The sequence below is a fragment of the Roseomonas sp. CCTCC AB2023176 genome, from assembly GCF_042259275.1.
Classification (GTDB): Bacteria; Pseudomonadota; Alphaproteobacteria; order Acetobacterales; family Acetobacteraceae; genus Roseomonas.
In genome coordinates this window covers 4,202,223-4,220,930 of the sequence record NZ_CP170086.1, presented here as the reverse complement: position 1 = coordinate 4,220,930, position 18,708 = coordinate 4,202,223, and the positions used below count along the sequence as shown (strand labels likewise).

The 18,708-nt window shown below is 71.0% G+C and carries 17 protein-coding genes; 7 read left to right on the top strand and 10 right to left on the bottom strand.

All coding sequences use genetic code 11. From position 1 onward, the window contains the following. The first annotated feature begins 45 nt into the window (after positions 1–45). On the top strand, positions 46–873 hold the full coding sequence (locus tag ACE7GA_RS21115) for a CHAP domain-containing protein (protein WP_376091111.1): 828 nt from the start codon (positions 46–48) through the stop codon (positions 871–873). A 201-nt stretch (positions 874–1,074) separates the two neighbouring features. Here ACE7GA_RS21115 and ACE7GA_RS21110 read toward each other — a convergent pair whose 3' ends face one another. The 4 genes from ACE7GA_RS21110 to ACE7GA_RS21095 form a co-directional block, all read right to left on the bottom strand. Then, on the bottom strand, positions 1,075–2,439 hold the full coding sequence (locus ACE7GA_RS21110; RefSeq protein WP_376091108.1) for a PleD family two-component system response regulator: 1,365 nt from the start codon (positions 2,437–2,439) through the stop codon (positions 1,075–1,077). A 262-nt stretch (positions 2,440–2,701) separates the two neighbouring features. Next, positions 2,702–3,373 carry a VOC family protein gene (locus ACE7GA_RS21105; protein WP_376091105.1) on the bottom strand — a complete coding sequence of 224 codons (672 nt, stop codon included), beginning with the start codon at positions 3,371–3,373 and terminating at the stop codon, positions 2,702–2,704. Beyond that, positions 3,370–4,104, bottom strand: a complete 735-nt coding sequence (locus tag ACE7GA_RS21100) for a glutathione S-transferase family protein (RefSeq protein ID WP_376091102.1) — start codon at positions 4,102–4,104, stop codon at positions 3,370–3,372. The genes ACE7GA_RS21105 and ACE7GA_RS21100 overlap by 4 nt, the downstream gene beginning before the upstream one ends. 49 nt (positions 4,105–4,153) lie before the next feature. Beyond that, entirely contained in the window at positions 4,154–5,338 is a 1,185-nt protein-coding gene (locus ACE7GA_RS21095) for a pyridoxal-phosphate-dependent aminotransferase family protein (protein WP_376091099.1), read from the bottom strand. Positions 5,339–5,464: 126 nt separating this feature from the next. On the opposite strand from ACE7GA_RS21095, the gene ACE7GA_RS21090 reads away from it, so the two are divergent. From ACE7GA_RS21090 to ACE7GA_RS21065, 6 genes are all read left to right on the top strand, one after another. Then, positions 5,465–7,816 carry an FAD-binding and (Fe-S)-binding domain-containing protein gene (locus ACE7GA_RS21090; RefSeq protein WP_376091096.1) on the top strand — a complete coding sequence of 784 codons (2,352 nt, stop codon included), beginning with the start codon at positions 5,465–5,467 and terminating at the stop codon, positions 7,814–7,816. Positions 7,817–7,860: 44 nt separating this feature from the next. Further along, the gene (locus ACE7GA_RS21085; protein ID WP_376091093.1) at positions 7,861–8,418 is read left to right on the top strand and encodes a (Fe-S)-binding protein; all 558 of its coding nucleotides are present in this window, start codon (positions 7,861–7,863) and stop codon (positions 8,416–8,418) included. After that, positions 8,415–8,990, top strand: coding sequence for a DUF924 family protein (locus tag ACE7GA_RS21080; RefSeq protein ID WP_376091090.1), 576 nt, complete (start codon positions 8,415–8,417; stop codon positions 8,988–8,990). Before ACE7GA_RS21085 ends, ACE7GA_RS21080 begins: the two co-directional genes overlap by 4 nt. A gap of 141 nt (positions 8,991–9,131) precedes the next feature. After that, a complete protein-coding gene (locus ACE7GA_RS21075) occupies positions 9,132–10,262 on the top strand; it encodes an OmpA family protein (RefSeq protein WP_376091087.1) in 1,131 nt (376 codons plus the stop codon). A gap of 168 nt (positions 10,263–10,430) precedes the next feature. Next, complete coding sequence (locus ACE7GA_RS21070; RefSeq protein ID WP_376091084.1) at positions 10,431–10,700, top strand: DUF3253 domain-containing protein; 270 nt, start codon at positions 10,431–10,433, stop codon at positions 10,698–10,700. Positions 10,701–10,707: 7 nt separating this feature from the next. Then, positions 10,708–12,462: an ABC transporter ATP-binding protein/permease gene (locus ACE7GA_RS21065; RefSeq protein WP_376091081.1), complete on the top strand. Its 1,755-nt coding sequence runs from the start codon at positions 10,708–10,710 to the stop codon at positions 12,460–12,462. A gap of 13 nt (positions 12,463–12,475) precedes the next feature. Here the strand turns inward: ACE7GA_RS21065 and ACE7GA_RS21060 are convergent, their stop codons facing one another. Genes ACE7GA_RS21060 through ACE7GA_RS21035 form a run of 6 tightly spaced genes read right to left on the bottom strand, consistent with a single transcriptional unit; the run spans position 12,476 to position 18,700 of the window. Continuing rightward, positions 12,476–12,961: a type II toxin-antitoxin system RatA family toxin gene (locus ACE7GA_RS21060; RefSeq protein WP_376091078.1), complete on the bottom strand. Its 486-nt coding sequence runs from the start codon at positions 12,959–12,961 to the stop codon at positions 12,476–12,478. A gap of 4 nt (positions 12,962–12,965) precedes the next feature. Next, a complete protein-coding gene (gene lipA, locus ACE7GA_RS21055) occupies positions 12,966–13,985 on the bottom strand; it encodes a lipoyl synthase (protein WP_376091075.1) in 1,020 nt (339 codons plus the stop codon). 38 nt (positions 13,986–14,023) lie between these two features. Continuing rightward, a complete protein-coding gene (lpdA, locus tag ACE7GA_RS21050) occupies positions 14,024–15,418 on the bottom strand; it encodes a dihydrolipoyl dehydrogenase (RefSeq protein WP_376091072.1) in 1,395 nt (464 codons plus the stop codon). Further along, positions 15,418–15,912: a GNAT family N-acetyltransferase gene (locus tag ACE7GA_RS21045; RefSeq protein ID WP_376091069.1), complete on the bottom strand. Its 495-nt coding sequence runs from the start codon at positions 15,910–15,912 to the stop codon at positions 15,418–15,420. Before ACE7GA_RS21045 ends, lpdA begins: the two co-directional genes overlap by 1 nt. After that, positions 15,909–17,306, bottom strand: a complete 1,398-nt coding sequence (locus ACE7GA_RS21040) for a hypothetical protein (RefSeq protein WP_376091066.1) — start codon at positions 17,304–17,306, stop codon at positions 15,909–15,911. Before ACE7GA_RS21040 ends, ACE7GA_RS21045 begins: the two co-directional genes overlap by 4 nt. Beyond that, the gene (locus ACE7GA_RS21035; RefSeq protein WP_376091063.1) at positions 17,303–18,700 is read right to left on the bottom strand and encodes a pyruvate dehydrogenase complex dihydrolipoamide acetyltransferase; all 1,398 of its coding nucleotides are present in this window, start codon (positions 18,698–18,700) and stop codon (positions 17,303–17,305) included. Before ACE7GA_RS21035 ends, ACE7GA_RS21040 begins: the two co-directional genes overlap by 4 nt. Positions 18,701–18,708: the final 8 nt, after the last annotated feature.

Sequence of the window (18,708 nt, the reverse complement as noted above, 5' to 3'; positions counted from 1 at the left end):
GCAAAGACCGGCGGGGGCTAGAGTAACAGCATGGGGGTTGTCGGCATGCAGGGTACGCGCGGGTCGGTCGTGCTTTCAGTCGCTTGCGGTGCGTTCTTCGCACTCTCGAGTACCGTGCCGGCCCATGCCGCACCCAACCGGGGGTCGAAGCCGGTCGCTGCATCCCGGTCCGCCGCGCCTGTCGCGGCCGTCCGGACCCCCGCCTCGAACCGCGGCGCGGCGATCCGTCCAGTCGCCGACCGCCAGTCGAAGCCGACCGGTGCAAAGCCAGGCCGGGGCGTCGCCTCCCGCCGCGGTGGCGAGATCCGCTTCGCCTCCTTCTCCTCCGGCCATGCCTCGCGCGGCGCCGCCGCCGAGGAGGGTGGCTTCGGCTACATCTCCTGCGTGCCTTATGCCCGCATGGTCACGGGCATGGACGTCAGCGGCAATGGCGGCCAGTGGTGGTACAATGCGGCCGGCGTCTACGCGCGGGGGCAGCGCCCGGAGCCCGGCTCGGTCCTGGCCTTCCGCTCGTACGGCGGGATGAGCGCCGGCCACGTCGCGGTCGTCGAGCGCATCCTCTCCCCCCGGGAGATCACCATCCACCACGCGAACTGGGGCGGCCCGGGCATCCGCCGCGGCTCCGTGATGCGCAACGTCTCCGTCCTCGACGTCTCCGAGGCGAACGACTGGACCGCCGTCCGCGTCCAGGTCGGCCACGACACGGTGAACCACGGCCGCGTCTATCCGACCTTCGGTTTCATCCACAACCGCCTTGAGGCCGGTGGCGTGCAGATGGTGCGGGCCCGCCGCGGCGGTGCCGAGGTCGCCGAGGCGACGCCGCACCTGCGCTTCATCAACACGTCCGTCACCCTCGACGGCTCCGGAAACTGAGGCGACCCGCCGGGCGGCCTCGACCGCCCGGCATCCTCGCCACGGGGCAGCCGCGACGCTACGGACGCCCCTCCGCATCAGCCGCCACGGAATGCATCGCCGAAGGGCGGGCCGTCCCGCTGGGCTGACGCGCCGCGGTCCCCACGTCGTCGTGCACCTCACGCCGTCATGCGCCTTGGACGCGGCCGACCATGGGCTGCGTCAGGGCAGCGCCCAATCCGACGGCGCCGCCGACTCGACCCGGTTGCGGCCATTCGCCTTGGCCCGGTACAGCGCCTTGTCCGCCGCCCCGCAGAGCTGGTCCACGGAGCACTCCGGCATCGCCACGGCCACGCCGATGCTCGCCGTGACGTTCAGCGTCGTGTCGCCCACCTGGACCGGCGCGGAGGCGAGCGCGCCGCGCAGCCGTTCCGCCACGCCCGCGGCGTCCTCCGCCGGTTGCGGGGCCATCGCGATGATGAACTCTTCCCCGCCGTAGCGGGCTACGACATCCACGGCCCGGAGGTGCAGGCGGAGGCGGTCCGCCACGTCCCGGAGCACCGCGTCGCCGAACGCATGACCGTAGGTGTCGTTGACCGACTTGAACCGGTCCACGTCGATCAGCAGCACCGTCGCGCCGCCGTTCCGCAGCAGGCCCTCCAGGTGGCGCATCACGTAGCGGCGGTTGCGCAGGCCGGTCAGGCTGTCCGTCACCGCCATCTCGAGCGAACGCTGGAGGTCGGCGCGAAGCCTCTCCTGGTAACGCTTGCGGCGGATCTGGTTCCGCGCCCGCGCGCGCAACTCGTTCGGGTCCACGGGCCGCAGCACGTGGTCGTTCGCGCCGATGTCGAAGCCGCGGAGAACCTGGCTCTTCTGGTCGAGGTCGGCGACAAGCAGGACCGGCACCTCCCGCATGGCGGTCTGCGCCCGCATCCGCGACGCGAGGCGCAGGCCCTCCCCGTCGTCGAGCCACAGGCTGAGCACCGCGAGGTCGTAGTCGTCCGTGACGAGCCGCTCCCAGGCGCTGCTGGCGTCCGGCGCGCGCGTGACGACGATCCCGTCCTCCGCGAGGATGGCCGAAAGGCCCGCGGCCTCCCCGTCATCCTCGGTTGCGATGAGGGCGCGGGCGCCGGCGACGGTCTTGGCCGGGTCCGGCATCGGCTCGAAGCCCAGGTCCTTCGCCGTTTCCGCACGGAGACGGAAGGCATCGAGCACCTGCTTGGTCCGCAGCAGCGCCCTCACCCGGGCAAAGAGCGTCGTGTGATCCACGGGCTTCGAGAGAAAGTCGTCCGCCCCGGCCTCCAGCCCTCTCACCCGCTCCGCCTGGTCCACCAGGGCGGTGATCATGACGACGGGGATATGCGCGGTCTGCGGGCTGGCCTTCATCAGCCGGCAGACCTCGTATCCGTCCATGCCGGGCATCATCACGTCGAGCAGTACGACGTCGGGGTTCCAAGACTGCGCCACCCGCAGCGCTTCCGGGCCGGACGAGGCGACGGCGACCTCGTAGTACTCCGCCGAGAGACGCGCCTCGAGCAGCTTGAGGTTCGCGGCGACGTCGTCCACCACCAACACGCGTGCGCTCAAGGACGGGCGCTCCGGACGGGGATGCGGGGCACCGGCATGGCCCGGGGTGCGCCTGTCCCCGATCGCGCCGTCGCGCAACGTAACGCCGACCCCAGCCCTGTCATCTGACGATCGGTCCCACCTGCCCCTCGTCCAACCTCTACGGAGTCCAACCCCCGGCGGATACAACTGCCGCGCGCGCCGCGCGCCCGGCCGGGGCCGGACCTCGTCTGTGATCAACGGCTCGTAGCACGTCCCGCCGGGCTGCACACGTGCCGTGGCCTCAGGCGGCCGGCGGGTTGGCGGCCGACGGATCGGCCGATAGCTCGACGACCCGGCCGTCGGCCCGGCGGATCCGGGCCGTCAAGCGCGGCGCGGGCCCGTCGCGCAGCGTCACCAGCGCCTCCGCGCCCGCCCGGCGCAGGACCGTGAGGACGTCCCCCGCCCGAGGGTGCTCGGCCTCCAGCGCGAGCAGACGACAGCCCGGATCGGCGATCAGGCCCGCAGCCTCCGCGCCGTCCCATTGGATCAGCCCGGGTACCAGCCCCGCCAGGTCCTCTCCCAGCGGCGGGGTAGCCAGCCGCCAGGACAGGCCCCCGCGCGACATGGCGCGCGCCGCATCCGCCCAGGACGGCCCGAGTCCCGCCAGCGCCGCATCGAGATCCCGCGTGCGCGCCACCCAGGTGAGGAGGGTTGGGCCAGTCCCGATGCGTCGCCGGACTTGCTGATCGTCCAGGCCGAACAACCGCGGGCGCGCCGGCGTCGGGGCCTGCGGGTCCGGCGCGATTACCTCCAGGTAGGCCCCCGGCCCGAGGCCGAGGAGAAGGTTGTGCGTGCCGGCCCCCTCATGCCGACCACCCCCGGACGGACGCACGCCGAGCAGCCGCTCGACCGCCTCTGCGCCGGCCTCGAGGGTGGCCGCACCGACGACGAGGTGATCCAGCTCCGCGGTCACCGCGGCGCGAACTGCTTGGCGCCGAACATGTTCTCCCGCTCCGCGTCGCTGATCGGGCCCTTGCGCTGGTTTTCCGCGAGGACCTGGACGCCGCGCTGCACGGCGGGCCGCGCCGCGATCGCGTCGTGCCAGCGCTTGACCGCCGGGTATTCCGTCAGGTCGATGCCGCGCCGGTCCGGGTTCCGCACCCAGGGAAAGGTCGCGATGTCGGCGATCGAGTACTCGCCCGCGAGGTACTCGGCCTCGGAAAGCCGCTTTTCCAGCACGCGATGCAGCCGGCGTACCTCGTTGGAATACCGCTCGATCGCGTAGGGAAGCTTCTCTGGCGCATAGGCAGCGAAGTGGTTGTACTGACCGAACATCGGCCCGACCCCGCCCATCTGGAACATCAGCCACTGGAGGCAAGCCAGCCGCGCCACCGGGTCTGCGGGAATGAGCCGTCCGGCCTTCTCCGCGAGGTAGATGAGGATCGCGCCGGATTCGAAGAGCGCGACGCGCTGCCCGCCGGGCCCATCCGGGTCGATGATGGCGGGGATGCGATGGTTCGGCGTGATAGCCAGGAATTCCGGCCGGAACTGCTCCCCGGCGCCGATGTTCACCGGAACCACCGTGTAGGGAAGCCCCAGCTCCTCCAGCGCGATGTGGACCTTGTGGCCGTTGGGGGTGGGCCAGGACCAGGCTTCGATCGTCACGCGACCCTCCGTTCGTCCGTTCCGGAACGAGGAGCACATGCGGCGCCCGGCCCCCCGCCGCAAGGGACCGGGCGGGGCGGGACGGCCGTCAGGCGTTGCCGGACAGGTAGTCCATGGCCGCCTGCACGCCGCCGCCTTCATGCGGCACGCCCGCGACGCGAAGCCCCATCTCCACGCCGCCGAGCGTGCCGAGGAGCGAGAGGTCGTTGAACGCGCCGAGGTGGCCGATCCGGAACACCCGGTCGTTCAGCCGCCCCAGCCCGTTGCCGAGCGACATGTCGAAGCGCTCGAGGATCGCCGCGCGGAGGGCATTGGCCGAGTGGCCTTCGGGGACCCGCACCGCCGTGAGGGCGGAGGAATAGTGGCGCGGTTCCTCGCACTGGATCTCGAGGCCCCAACGGCGCACCGCGCGGCGGGTCGCCTCGGCGTGGCGGTCGTGGCGGGAGAAGACGTCACCCAGCCCTTCTTCCAGCAGCATGTCGAGCGCGGTGTCCAGGGCGTAAAGCAGGTTGGTGGCGGGCGTGTAGGGAAAGTACCCCGTGGCGTTTGCAGCGAGCATCGGCTTCCAGTCCCAGAAGGAGCGGGGAAGCCTGGCCGTCTCGCTTGCCTTCAGCGCCTTCGCCGACACCGCGTTGAACGACAGCCCGGGCGGTAGCATCAGACCCTTCTGCGAACCCGCGACCGTCACGTCCACGCCCCAGGCCTCGTGCTCGTAGCGGATCGAGCCGAGGGAGGAGATGGTATCCACCAGCAGCAGCGCGGGATGCGCGGCCGCGTCCAGGGCGGCGCGCACCTCCTCGATCCGCGACGTGCAGCCGGTGCTCGTCTCGTTGTGGACGACGCAGACCGCCTTGATCTCGTGGCCCCGGTCGCCGCGCAGCGCCTCCGCGATGGCCGCGACGTCGGCGCCGCGGCGCCAGTCCGTTTCCAGCAGGCGGGCCTTGAGGCCGAGGCGCCCCGCCATCTCCTGCCACAGATGCGCAAACCAACCGGTCTCGCACATCAGCACCGTGTCGCCGGGCGACAACGTGTTCACCAGCGCCGCCTCCCAAGCGCCGGTGCCGGAGGCGGGGTAGATGATCACCGGGCCGGAGGTCGCGAAGACCGGCCTCAACTTCTCCAGCACGCGCTTGCCGAGGATGCCGAAATCAGGCCCGCGGTGATCCATCGTCGGGTTGTCCATGGCGCGAAGCACCCGATCCGGCACGTTCGTCGGCCCGGGAATCTGCAGGAAGTGGCGGCCGGCTGAGCGGTTTGATGTGAAATAGGCCATGGAAGTCCCGTCCCTTGCGGCGCGGTTCCTAGCCCCGACCTTCATGCCGCGCCAATGAGTTCGGCAGGATGGATTGATGAGCATTATGGATGCGACGGGCCGCGGGCGCGTCGCTAGGTTGGCCGCATGAACGCGATCATCACCTCCCGCGTCACGCCTGGCGATCCGCGGCTTGCGGCCAGGCTGAAGCGGGACACTGCGGGGGAAGTCCTCTTCGGCGCCGGGGATCGCGGGCGCTACGCGACCGATGCATCCATCTACCAGGTGCAGCCCATCGGGGTCCTCGTGCCGCGCACGGCGGAGGACGTGCAGGCCGCCATGGCCATCTGTCGTGAGGAGGGCGTCCCCGTCCTCCCCCGCGGCGGCGGGACGAGCCAGTGCGGCCAGACGGTCAACCGGGCGCTCGTCCTCGACTGCTCGAAGTTCCTGCGCGGCCTGGAGTCGGTGGACGCCGCGGCGCAACGGGCCGTGGTGCAGCCCGGCATCGCGCTCGGCGCGCTGAACGACACGCTGAGGCGGCACGGGTTGTTCTTCCCGGTGGATCCCTCGACCTGGGCGCGCTGCACGATCGGCGGCATGGCCGCGAACAATTCCTGCGGCTCCAAGTCCATCCGCTACGGCCTCATGGCGGACAACGTCCATGCGATCCGGGCCATCCTGCCGGACGGCGAGCGCTTCACCTTCGGAGACCTGCCCGACAACCTCGGCCCGGGCATGCCAGCGACCGTCGCGGAGCTGATCCAGCGTCTGCGCGCGCTGGGCGCGGCGGAGGCCGCCGAGATCGCCGCTCGCTTCCCGAAGGTGCTGCGCCGCGTCGGCGGCTACGACCTGGAAAGCCTGACGCCCGAGGCGCGCGCCAGCGGCCGCGGCAACCTCGCCCGCATCCTCGTCGGCTCCGAAGGCACCCTTGCCTTCTCCGAGGCGCTGGAACTCCGCCTCTGGCCGATCAAGCCGCGCAAGGTCCTCGGCATCTGTCAGTTCGCGAGCTTCCGCGCGGCGATGGAAGCGTCGAAGCACCTCGTCACGCTCGACCCGGAGGCGGTCGAGCTGGTGGACCGCACGATGATCGAGCTCGGCCGCTCCATCGCCATCTACCGCGACACGATCGAGCGGATGCTGATCGGCGAGCCGGACAGCCTGCTGATCGTCGAGTTCCACGGCGACGACGACGCCCGCCTGCTGCGCGACCTGGAACGGCTCGACGAGATGATGGGCGACCTCGGCCATCCCGGGGCCGTCGTGCGCGCGACCGATGCCGGTTTCCAGGCAGCGATCGCCGAGGTGCGCGAGGCCGGCCTCAACATCATGATGTCCATGCGCGGCGACGGTAAGCCGGTCTCCTTCATCGAGGACACGGCCGTCGCACTCGACGACCTGGCCGACTACACCGAGCGCCTGAACGAGGTCTTCGAACGCCACGGCACGAAGGGCACCTGGTACGCGCACGCCTCCGTCGGCTGCCTCCACGTCCGCCCCGTCCTGAACATGAAGGACGGCGAGGACGTGCGGCGCATGCGCGCCATCGCCGAGGAGACCTTCGCCCTCGTCCGTGAATACAAGGGCAGCCATTCCGGGGAACATGGCGACGGCATCGTGCGCTCCGAGTTCCACGGGGAGATGTACGGCCCGCGCATCGTCCGTGCCTTCGAGACCGTGAAGGACGCCTTCGACCCGCCCCGCCCGTCCCTGCCCCACGGTCTCATGAACCCGGGGCGCGTCGTGCGCCCGCCGCGCATGGACGACCGAACGCTGTTCCGCTACGCGCCGGACTACGCCGGCGATGCGGCGATCACGCCTGTGCTCGACTGGTCGCACCACGAATCCGGCAGCGCCTCCGGTCCGCTCGCGGGCCTGCTCGGCGCGGTCGAGATGTGCAACAACAACGGCACCTGCCGGAAGTTCGATGCGAACGTCATGTGCCCTTCCTACCGCGTGACGCGGGACGAGGCGCAGCTGACCCGCGGCCGCGCGAACACGCTTCGGCTGGCCCTGACGGGCCAGCTCGGTTCGGACGGTCTCGCTTCGGACGACGTGGCCGAAGCCCTCTCCCTCTGCGTCTCCTGCAAGGCCTGCCGCCGCGAATGCCCGACCGGCGTGGACATGGCGCGCATGAAAATCGAGGCGCAGCACGCCCGCGCACGGCGCCACGGCGTCTCGGCGAAGGATCGGCTGATCGCGACGCTGCCCCTCTGGGCGCCCGCCGCAGCCCGCGCGCCTTGGCTCGCGAATGCGCGGGAATGGGTGCCCGGAGCGCGGACGCTCGGGGAACGCGTCCTTGGCTTCTCCCGTCAGCGGGCGCTGCCCCGCTTCGCGCGACGCCCGTTCCGGGATGGCGAACTCGGCGGAGCGGCGGCTCCGCGCGGCGACGTCATCCTCCTCGCGGATACCTTCAACCGGTACTTCGAGAGCCGGAGAACCTCCGCGCCGCGACGCGCGTGCTCCGGGCGGCCGGCTGGCGGCCGATCGCCCCGGCCTTAACGGGTCGTCCGCTCTGCTGCGGCCGCACGTACCTCGCGGCGGGCATGGTGGACGAGGCCCGCGCGGAGGCGCGCCGCACCCTCGGCGCGCTGTCCCGGAGCGACGTCCCGGTCATCGGGCTGGAACCCTCCTGCCTGCTGACGCTCCGCGATGAGTTCAACGCCCTGCTGCCCGGGGGGGATACGGAGCGGCTGTCGGGCCGTGCCGAACTCCTGACGGAGTTCCTCGTGCGCCAGGATGCCGACCTGCCATTGCGGAGCGTCGCGCCGGCGGCCCATCTGCACGGGCATTGCCACCAGAAATCCTTCGGCGCCTTTCCCAGCGCGGTGAAGGCGCTGCGGGCCATCCCCGGCCTGGACGTCAGGCCGATCGCCTCCTCCTGTTGCGGCATGGCGGGGGCCTTCGGCTACGACGCCCGGCGGCTGGAGGTGTCCAAGGCCATGGGGGAATTGTCGCTCGCCCCGGCCGTGCGGGCGGCGCCGGCGGGGGACCTGATCGTCGCCGACGGTACCTCCTGCCGCCATCAGATCGGCGACCTGACGGGACGCGACGCGCTCCACTCCGCAAGGGTGCTCGACATGGCGCTTGGCGACCGCCGGTGAGCACGCCGGAGGACCTGCTCGCCGTTTGGTTCGCGGACGGGCCGGACGCCTTTCGCGGGGCTTGGTTCACCGCCGACCCGGTCCAGGACGAAGCCTTGCGGGCCCGCTTCGGGTCCCTTGCCGAGCAGGCCGCGGGCGGAACCCTCGGCCACCTGGCCGGAACGCCGTCCGGGGCGCTGGCCCTGTGCCTCCTCCTCGACCAGTTGCCGCGAAACCTGCATCGCGGCGCCGCGCAGGCCTTCGCCGGCGATCCCGCGGCGCGGCAGGTGGCCCGCGACGCCGTGCTGCGCGACCGGCACGACCGCGCGCTCGCCCCGATGCAGCGGGTCTTCCTGTACCTTCCCTTCGAGCATTCGGAAGATTTGGCGGACCAGGATCTCTCGGTCGCCCTGTTCGAGGGCCTTCGGGACGATGCCCGGCACGCAGCCATGGACGGCACGATCGCCTACGCTTGGCGCCACCGGCGCGTCGTGCGGCGCTTCGGCCGTTTCCCGCACCGCAACGCTGCCCTCGGCCGCGCGACGACCCCGGCCGAGGCGGCCTTCCTGGTCGGCAACCCCCACGGCTTCTGAGGCCGCGGCCGTCTGTTGCCTTGATGCAACATCCGGACGCCGTGCGCGGCGCTCCGACCTTTCGCGAGACGAACCCCCTCGCGCCAACGCTTTCCGGCGTGCAACTCAACGGCCTTAACGACTCCACCCGGAAACAGCGCCATGCCTCGCCTCCGCTCCGCCCTGCTGGCGACCGCCTTCGTCGGTCTCCCGCTCGCCGCGCTCCCGCTCACCGCCGCGGTCGCCCAGCCCGTGTCCGGCCTCTACATCGCCGGCGGCGGCGGTGCGAACTGGCTGCAGAGCACCGAGTCCTCCATCCCCGGCCAGGCCGGGCGCGACGCGGTTGCCGCCGGGCTGCCGAACCGCGGCACGGTCGAGTGGGAGGTCGGCTTCGTCGGCCTGGTCTCCGTCGGCTACGGCTTCGGCAACGGGCTTCGCCTCGAGATCGAAGGCAACTACCGCCGCAACGAGTTCGAGAGCTCCTTCGCCGCCGGCCAGACCAGCCGCCGGAATGACGGCAACCTCTACCAGATTGCCGGGATGGCAAACCTGCTCTACGACATCGCGATCCCCGGCGTGCCGGTCACGCCCTACATTGGCGGCGGCATCGGCTACTCGCATGTCTTCGCCGACGGCGTGGTGGCCGACTTCCGGCCGAACCGGTCGCAGGTCGTCGTCACTGACGATGACAAGGGCGTCTTCGCCTACCAGGCCATCGCGGGTGCCGCGATCAACCTCGGCGTGCCCAACCTCGCGCTTACGGCCGAGTATCGCTTCTTCGGGACGACGGAAGTCAAGCTCAGCGGCTTCACGCAGAACACCAACACGGGGGTGCGCACCCCGCGCAGCGGTTCGCTCGAGAACCTGAACCACTCCGTCCTGGTCGGCCTGCGCTACGCGTTCAACGCGCCGCGCCCGGCGCCGGCCGCGGCCCAGGCCGGGCCCGCGGTGTCGCCGGCGGTTGCCCGCACCTACCTCGTCTTCTTCGACTGGGATCGGGCCGACCTGACGGACCGCGCGCGCCAGATCGTGGCGGAAGCCGCGAACGCCTCGCGCACGGCCAACGTGACGCGCATCGAAGTGGCCGGCCATGCCGACCGCTCGGGCACGCCGCAGTACAACCAGCGCCTGTCGCAGCGCCGCGCCGAGGTGGTCGCCGCCGAGCTCGCCCGCAACGGCGTCGCGCGGCAGAACATCGTCGTGCAGGCCTTCGGCGAGAGCCGCCCGCTCGTCCCGACCGCGGACGGCGTGCGCGAGCCGCAGAACCGCCGCGTCGAGATCGTCCTGCGCTGACCTGCGATCGCTCGGGGCGTGCCGAGGGCGTGAATCGCAAGCCCGTCTAAGCCGGGCGCCTCTCGCGGGGTGGATGAATGGGGGCGGCCGGGACAACCGAGCCGCCCCTTTCCGTTCCGCCCGCCTGCCGCCCTGGACGCGATCGGCGCCCGGGCCTACGGGGGCCGGATGACAGGTTCAGCCCCAAGCCCGGACCCGACGGCGATCGCCGCGGAGATCGTCCGCCTTGCCTCGGAGCGGGGTCCCACGAGGAGCATCTGCCCCAGCGAGGTCGCCCGTTCCCTCGCGCCGGAGGACTGGCGCCCACTGATGGGCCCGGTGCGGCAGGCCGCGGTGGCACTCACGCGGGACGGCCGGCTCGACATCCTCCGCAAGGGCAAGCCCATCGATCCCGCCGCCCTGCGCGGCGTCATCCGCCTTCGCATCCGCGAACCCTGAGGCCTGCATGCAGCCCTTCTTCGCAACCCTCCGCGACGCCGGGCGCCTGGCCCGGCCTTTCTTCTCCGGGGACGAGAAATGGGCGGCACGCGGCCTGCTGGCCGTCGTCGTCGGCCTGAACCTTGCGCTCGTCGCGATGAACGTCATCCTGACCTACTGGCAGCGCGCCTTCTACAACTCACTCGAGACGAAGGACTGGGACGCGTTCATCGGGCTCCTCGTCCTCGGTCGCCAGACGGACGATGCCGGCGCGCTGTTCGGCTACATGCCGGGGTTCTGCATCGTCGCCGCGGCCTTCATCTGCGTCGCGGTCTACCAGCTCTACCTGCGCCAAGCCCTGGTCATCCGCTGGCGCCGCTGGATGACGCACGACGCGGCGGAGCGCTGGCTCGCCGACCGCGCCTATTACCGGATTAGCCTGACCGACCGCGCCACGGACAATCCGGACCAGCGGATCGCGGAAGACATCCGCCTGTTCATCGAGAAATCGCTGAACCTCGGCCTCGGCATCCTCACCGCCGTGACGACGCTGCTCTCCTTCATCGTCGTCCTCTGGCAACTCTCGGACGGCCTGACCCTGTTCGGCGCCGAGATCCCGGGAATGCTGGTCTGGGTGGCGCTGGTCTACTCCATCCTCGGCACCCTCCTTGCCCACTGGATCGGCCGGCGTCTGATCGGCCTGAACTTCGACCGCCAGCGGCGCGAGGCCGATTTCCGTTACGCCCTCATCCGCGTCCGCGACAACGCCGAGGGGATTGCCCTGCATCTCGGCGAGCGCGACGAGGCCGGCGTGCTGTCGGACCGCTTCCGCGTCCTCGCCGACAATTGGTGGGAGATCATGCGCGTGACGAAGCGCCTGACCTTCTTCACCTCGGGCTTCGCCCAGGCGGCGGTGGTCTTCCCCTTCGTCGTCGTCTCGCCCGCCTTCTTCGCCGGCCGCCTGACGCTCGGCGGCCTGATGCAGACCAGCACGGCCTTCGGCCAGGTGCAGGGCTCGCTCTCCTGGATCGTGGACAACTACGCGGACGTGACGGATTGGCGCGCGACTGTGGAACGGCTCTCCGGCTTCCGCGCGGCGGTGGATGGCGCCCAGGCTGCGGGTGCGACCGGCCCCGCCCGGACCGCGTCCCGCGACGGCGCGCTCGACGCGGAGGGGCTGGAGCTCGCGCTGCCCGATGGCCGCGTGCTCCTGCGCGACGTGTCGCTGCACCTGAAGCCGGGCGAGGCCGTGGTCGTCACCGGGCCGTCGGGCAGCGGCAAGTCCACCCTGTTCCGGGCGCTCGCGGGGATCTGGCCCTTCGGCCGGGGCCGCGTCTCCATCCCAGCCGATGCGCGGGTGCTGTTCCTGCCGCAACGGCCCTATCTGCCGCTCGGCACGCTTCGCCGCGCCGTCGCCTACCCGCATTCGCCGGGCGAGGTCCCCGATGCGGCGGTCAGCGAGGTCCTGGAGGCGGTCGGCCTAGCCCACTTGATCCCGCAGCTCGACGAGGAAGGGACCTGGGAGAGACGCCTGTCGGGTGGGGAGCAGCAGCGCGTCGCCTGGGCCCGCGCGCTGCTCGCGAAGCCGGACTGGCTGTTCCTGGACGAGGCGACGGCCAGCCTCGATCCGGAGGCCGAGGCAGCGCTCCACGCCCTATTGCGCGAACGCCTGCCGGGGACCGGCCTCGTCTCAATCGCGCATCGCCCGGCGGTCGCTCGCTTTCATGACCGGACGCTCCGCGTCTCCGATGGGCAACTCGTGCCGGTGCCCGCGCCGGCCTGACGTCGCGGCCTCGCTACGCCCCGCCCTCGCGCGGTTGCGGGCGCGCGCTGAGCGGGCTCGACGGCCGCTCCCGCCCGTAGAGTGCGGCCGCGCGCCGCTCGAAGGCGCGGACCATGAGGCGAACGGCTTCGTTGAAGACCGTGCCGATGACGGTCTGCAACAGCTTCGACCGGAACTCGAAATCCACGAAGAAGTCCACCTCCGTCCCGCCGGGCACGGGGTGGAAGCGCCAGTGGTTGTTCAGGTAGCGGAAGGGGCCGTTCAGGTATTCGACATGAAGGTGGTCCGGCCGCTCCAGCGTCACGCGGCTGCGGAAGGTCTCCCGGAACATCTTGAAGCCGATGGTCAGGTCCGCGATCAGCTCCGTCTCGGAGCGCGAGATCACGCGTGCCGCGACGCACCAGGGCAGGAACTCCGGGTAGCGCCGCACATCGGCCACCAGGTCGAACATCTGCTCCTGGCTGTAGGGGAGCCGCTTCTTCTCCGCGTGTGTGGGCATGATTCTAGGCGGCGGCCCGGCCAAGCGACGCGTCGCGCGCGGCCCGCAGCGCCGCGAAGTCCCGGTCGGCATGATAGGACGACCGCGTCAGCGGCGTGGCCGAGACCAGCAGGAACCCCTTGGACCGCGCCATCCGCGCGTAGTCCTCAAACTCCGTCGGCTCCACGAAGCGGTCCACCGCCGCGTGCTTCACGGACGGCTGGAGGTACTGGCCGATCGTGAGGAAATCCACCGATGCCGAGCGCATGTCATCCATCACCTGCAACACCTCGCCACGCTCCTCCCCCAGCCCGACCATGAGGCCGGATTTGGTGAAGATGCCGGGGTCGAGTTCCTTCACCCGGTCCAGCAGCCGCAGCGAGTGGAAGTAACGCGCGCCAGGCCGGATGGTCGGATAGAGGCGCGGAACGGTCTCCAGGTTATGGTTGAAGACGTCGGGCCGGGCCTCGACCACGACCTCCAACGCACCGTCCTTGCGCAGGAAGTCCGGCGTCAGGATCTCCACGGTCGTCGCCGGCGCCGTTGCGCGAAGGGCACGGATCACGTGCGCGAAGTGCTCCGCCCCGCCATCCGTCAGGTCGTCCCGATCCACCGAGGTGATCACGACGTGCCGCAGGCCGAGCGTCGCCACCGCTTCCGCCACCCGCCGCGGCTCGTCGGCGTCCAGCGCCTTCGGCATCCCGGTCGTGACGTTGCAGAAGGAACAGGCGCGCGTGCAGATCTCGCCCATGATCATCATGGTCGCGTGGCGCTGCGACCAGCATTCCCCGATATTGGGGCAAGCCGCTTCCTCGCAGACCGTGACCAGCCGGTTCTCCCGCATGAGGTTGCGGGTCTCGTGGTAAACCGGGTGCGTCGGCGCCTTCACCCGGATCCAGTCAGGCTTGCGCTTGATGGGGTTGTCCGGCCGGTGCGCCTTCTCCGGGTGCCTATGGGCGGCATTCGGGCCGGGAGCGACCACGGCAGGCGGGGGCGCCGCGTTGGCGCCGCCGGCCCGGTGATCCACCAGGATGCGGGTGGACATAGGCGATTCCTCGGGCGGCGCTCGGCCGTCTCGTCCCGCTAGATGTGGATCACGCGGCCATAGGCATCAAGCACGGCCTCATGCATCGTTTCGGAGACGGTCGGGTGCGGGAACACCGTGTGCATCAGATCGGTCTCCGTCGTTTCCAGCGTCCGGGCGATGCCGTAGCCCTGGATCATCTCGGTGACCTCCGGCCCCACCATGTGCGCGCCGAGCAGCTCCCCCGTCTTCGCATCAAAGACGGTCTTCACCAGCCCCTCCGGCTCGCCGAGCGCGATCGCCTTGCCGTTGCCGATGAAGGGGAAGCGTCCGACCCTGACCTCATGCCCCGCCTCCTTGGCCTTTGCCTCAGTCAGGCCGACGGAGGCGACCTGCGGCCGGCAATAGGTGCAGCCGGGGATGTTGGAAGTGTCCATCGCGTGGGGATGCAGCCCCGCGATGTTCTCCACGCAGATGATGGCCTCGTGCGACGCCTTGTGGGCCAGCCAGGGCGGGCCGGTCAGGTCGCCGATGGCATAGACCCCCTCCTCCCCCGTCCGGCCCATCGGGTCGGTCAGGACGTGGGTGCGGTCCACCTTCACCCTCGTGCCTTCCAGGCCGAGGTTCTCGACGTTCCCGACGATGCCGACGGCCGAAATCAGCCGGTCGGCCGTGATGGTCTGCGCCTTGCCGCCGGCTTCGACCTCGATGGTCAGGTTCTCGGCGCCCTTCGTGATCTGGCCGACCCTCGCGCCCGTCAGGACCGCCATGCCCTGCTTCACGAAGGCCTTCTGCACGAAGGAGGAGATCTCGACGTCCTCGACCGGCAAGATGCGGTCCATCACCTCGATCAGCGTGACCTTGCTGCCCATGTTCTGGAAGAAGGACGCGAACTCGCTGCCGATGGCGCCGGAGCCGATGACGACGAGCGACTTCGGCATGGTGTTGGGCAGCAGCGCCTCGCGGTAGGACCAGACCAGCTTCCCGTCCGGCTCCATCCCTGGCAGCACGCGGGCCCGCGCGCCGGTCGCAAGGATGATGTGCTTCGCCGTGATGTCGGCGACGGCCTTGCCGTCCTTCGTGACCTTGACCTTGCCGGGCCCGGCGAGCGCGCCCTGCCCGTCATAGACGGTCACCTTGTTCTTCTTCAGCAGGTGCTTCACGCCGCCCGACAACTGGCCGGCAACGGCACGAGACCGCTTCACCACCTTGTCGAAGTCGTAGCGGATGTTGTCCGCCGCGAAGCCATAGGCATCCAGGCTGTGCAGCAGGTGGTTGATCTCCGACGCCCGCAGCAACGCCTTGGTCGGGATGCAGCCCCAGTTCAGGCAAATGCCGCCGAGGTGCTCGCGTTCCACCAGCGCGACCTTCATCTTGAGCTGCGCGGCGCGGATCGCCCCGACATAGCCGCCTGGGCCGCCGCCGATCACCACGAGGTCGAATTGGTCGGCCATCACGCCGCCTCCTTCGCAAGGTCCGCAAGCGACTGCCCCTGAAGGCGGCGCTGCGTCCATTCATCCAGGTTGTCCGCGCCCATCGCGTCGTAGGTGGCGATGGCCGGCGCGTTCCAGTCCAGCACGTTCCAGGCGAGGCGCCCCCCGCCTTCCGCCAGCGTCTCCCGCGCGAGGCGGGCAAACAGGGCGCGGGCGATTCCCTTGCGGCGGTGTTCGGGCTCCACCCACAGGTCTTCCAGCCAGCGCCCGGGCTTCGCCAGGAAGGTGGAGAAGGTCCAGTGATACAGCGCGAAGCCCGCCGGCTCCCCCGACCATTCGGCCAGGATGCAGCCGGCCCGGCGCGGCTCCGCGAAGAGCGCGCGCGCGAAGTCCTCCTCAGTCCCGACCGCCTCGTGCGCCAGGCGCTCGTACTCGGCGAGCCGCCGCACGAAGCGGGCAACGACCGGCACGTCCGCCGGCACCGCGTCGCGGAGCAAGAGCCCGCATGCCGTCACGCCAGCCGCTCCCGCCGGCGCAGCAGGAGTGCCTGCGTTGCCAGCGCCGTCGCGATCGCCAGGCCGAGTGCGAGCGCGAGATTGTAGCGCTCCTGGTTCACCGACAGCGCCGCATGGGCCCAGAGCATGACCCAGGCCGGCGCCGCATAGACCAGCAGCGGCCGCAGCATTCCCGCCTGCGCCGCGAAGCCCAGCCCGAGCGGCAGCAGCCCCAGCATGACGAAGGCCCAGTACCGCCCGACCCAGAGCCCGCGCCAGGCGAGCGAGACCGTCGCCATCCCATGCGCCACCGGGTTCCCCAACACGCCATCGCGCAGGATCGCGCCCATGCGGTCCTGCAACTCGCCCGGCGCGTCGAGCGCGGCCTGCCGGTCCGCCTGACCCTGCATGTAGAAGCTGTTCGGCCGGTCCCAGTCGAGCTTCTCGACCAGGTCACGGCCGAACAGCCGCTCCGCCAGCCTGTCTCCGAAGTCCGGTAGCCAGTACACGAAGGACTGGGCGAACTCCGTCGGCGTCATGCGGTTGTAGGCCAGGCGCTCGGTCAGGACCGCCGGGCCGTAATTCGCCGTCAGGCCGAAGCGCCCGAGCGCGACCTCGTTCCGCAGCATCCAGGGCAGCGTCGCTGCGCCGACACCGAGGCCGAAGGCCAGCGCGAGTACCCCGCCGCGCCGCCACGGAACGCCGCGCGGCGGCAGCACGGCGAGGGTCAGCAACGCCAGGGGGATCAGGACGACGTGGCTCGGGCGAGTCAGCACCAGCAGCCCCAGAGCCAGCCCGGCGGCCGCCGCCATCGCACGCCCCCTCCCCTGCCAAGCAGCGAGGAAGAGAAAGGCCGCGAGCGCGAAGAGGAACAACCCCAGGCTTTCGGTCATCGCCAGCGAAAGGGTCCGGACATAGGGCAGCAGGGCAGCGAGCGTCGCCGCGGCCGCGACCAGCGGCACCCACGGCATGCCGTGCGCCACGCGCGCTGCGGCAAGCATGTTCAGGACCACCGCCCCCGCGACGAGCGCCATGTTCACCGGCAGGACGAGACCACGCGCCACCGGGCAATCCGCGCCCGTCCGCCCCTCCCCGAGCCGCCGGACAAGGCAAGTGGTCGCCTCCCGTAGCGCGGGATCGAGCTGCACAAGCCCCGCAAGGAGCAGCGGATACCCCGGCGCCAGCCACATCCCGGCCGGCCGCGCGACCTCCGGCCCCTGCTGGCGCGCGAAGTAGCCGTCGGTGAAGACGCCGCGGGTTGCCACATCCCAGGCCGTGACGGCGTAGAAGCGCTGGTCGAAGACCGACAGGTCCCGCGGCGGCGTGCGCCACCCGAGGAACAGGAGCAGCGCGAAAGCCGCCAGGAACACCGCCCCGGCCCGCCAGGCCGGGCGGCCAGGCGCGGCAAGGGTCACAGGAGCAGGCTCAGCGGATCCTCGACGATCTTCTTGAACTCTGCGACCCACTCTGCCGCCAATGCCCCGTCCACGGCCCGGTGGTCCACCGAGAGCGTCACCGTCATCACCGTCGCGATGGCCAGGGCGTCGTTCGTCACGACGGGCCGCTTCTCCCCCGCGGACACGGCGAGGATGCCGGCCTGCGGGGGGTTGATGATCGCGTTGAACTGGGAAACGCCGAACATCCCCATGTTGGAGATGGAGAAGGATCCGCCCTGGAACTCGTCGGGCTTCAGCTTCCCCGCCTTCGCGCGGGCGGCCAGCTCCTTCATCTCGTTGGAGATGGTGGCGAGGCCCTTCCGGTCGGCCCCGCGGATGATCGGCGTGATCAGCCCGTCGGGGATCGAGACGGCGACGGAGATGTCCACGTCGTCGTACTGGATCATCGCCTCGTCGGTCCACGAGACGTTGACCGCGGGCACCCGCCGCAGCGTCGCGGCCGCCGCCTTAATGACGAGGTCGTTGACCGAGAGCTTGTAGGCCCCCGGCCCCTCCTTCGCCGACCGCGCGTTGAGATCGGAGCGCAGCTTCAGCAGCGCGTCCAGGTCGCAGTCGATCGAGACGTAGAAGTGCGGGATCGTCTGCTTCGCCTCGGAGAGACGGCGGGCGATGACCTTCCGCATGGAGGAATGCGGCACGGCCTTGTGCGGCACCGTGATCACGGGCGCCGGGGCCTTCGGAGCGGGCGCGGGCGCTGCGGCCGGTGCAGCGGCGGGCACCGCCGGCTGTGCGGCGGGCTGTGGTGCCGGTGCGGCCTTCGGGCGGGACTGCGCCGCTTCGACGTCGGCCTTCACGATGCGGCCGTTCGGCCCGGAACCCTGGATCCCGTGCAGGTCCAGCCCGGCCTGCTCCGCCATTCGGCGCGCGAGCGGCGAGGCGAAGACCCGCCCGCCCTGCCCGTTCGCAACCGGCGCGGGCGCGGCCTGCGTCGGGGCCGCAGGCTTCGCCGGCATGTCGGGCACCACGGGCTGGCTCGGCTGCCCCGCGACCTTCCCGCCGCTCGCCTCGACCGCGGCGAGCGCCACGTTGCCGGACGGCGACTCGTTTCCAGACGTCGGCGCCGCGGATGGCTTCGGCGCGGCAGCCCCGTTGCCGGCGGGAACCGCCTCTCCCGCGTCCACCATCACCCCGATGGGCTGGTTGACCTTCACCCCCTCGGTCCCGTCCGGGACGAGGATCCTGCCGAGGATGCCCTCATCCACGGCCTCGAACTCCATCGTCGCCTTGTCCGTCTCGATCTCGGCGATGATGTCGCCGGACTTGATGGAGTCGCCTTCCTTCTTCAGCCAGCGGGCGAGCGTCCCCTCCGTCATCGTCGGGGACAGGGCGGGCATCAGGATCTCGGTGGCCATGTGCCGCG

Excerpts from the sequence above, each read along its gene's own strand:
- ACE7GA_RS21115 (WP_376091111.1), top strand. The coding sequence starts at position 46 with ATGCAGGGTACGCGCGGGTCGGTCGTGCTTTCAGTCGCTTGCGGTGCG.
- ACE7GA_RS21100 (WP_376091102.1), bottom strand. The coding sequence starts at position 4,104 with ATGTGCTCCTCGTTCCGGAACGGACGAACGGAGGGTCGCGTGACGATC.
- ACE7GA_RS21095 (WP_376091099.1), bottom strand. The coding sequence starts at position 5,338 with ATGGCCTATTTCACATCAAACCGCTCAGCCGGCCGCCACTTCCTGCAG.
- ACE7GA_RS21090 (WP_376091096.1), top strand. The coding sequence starts at position 5,465 with ATGAACGCGATCATCACCTCCCGCGTCACGCCTGGCGATCCGCGGCTT.
- ACE7GA_RS21085 (WP_376091093.1), top strand. The coding sequence starts at position 7,861 with ATGGTGGACGAGGCCCGCGCGGAGGCGCGCCGCACCCTCGGCGCGCTG.
- ACE7GA_RS21075 (WP_376091087.1), top strand. The coding sequence starts at position 9,132 with ATGCCTCGCCTCCGCTCCGCCCTGCTGGCGACCGCCTTCGTCGGTCTC.
- ACE7GA_RS21070 (WP_376091084.1), top strand. The coding sequence starts at position 10,431 with ATGACAGGTTCAGCCCCAAGCCCGGACCCGACGGCGATCGCCGCGGAG.
- ACE7GA_RS21065 (WP_376091081.1), top strand. The coding sequence starts at position 10,708 with ATGCAGCCCTTCTTCGCAACCCTCCGCGACGCCGGGCGCCTGGCCCGG.
- ACE7GA_RS21060 (WP_376091078.1), bottom strand. The coding sequence starts at position 12,961 with ATGCCCACACACGCGGAGAAGAAGCGGCTCCCCTACAGCCAGGAGCAG.
- lipA (WP_376091075.1), bottom strand. The coding sequence starts at position 13,985 with ATGTCCACCCGCATCCTGGTGGATCACCGGGCCGGCGGCGCCAACGCG.
- lpdA (WP_376091072.1), bottom strand. The coding sequence starts at position 15,418 with ATGGCCGACCAATTCGACCTCGTGGTGATCGGCGGCGGCCCAGGCGGC.
- ACE7GA_RS21035 (WP_376091063.1), bottom strand. The coding sequence starts at position 18,700 with ATGGCCACCGAGATCCTGATGCCCGCCCTGTCCCCGACGATGACGGAG.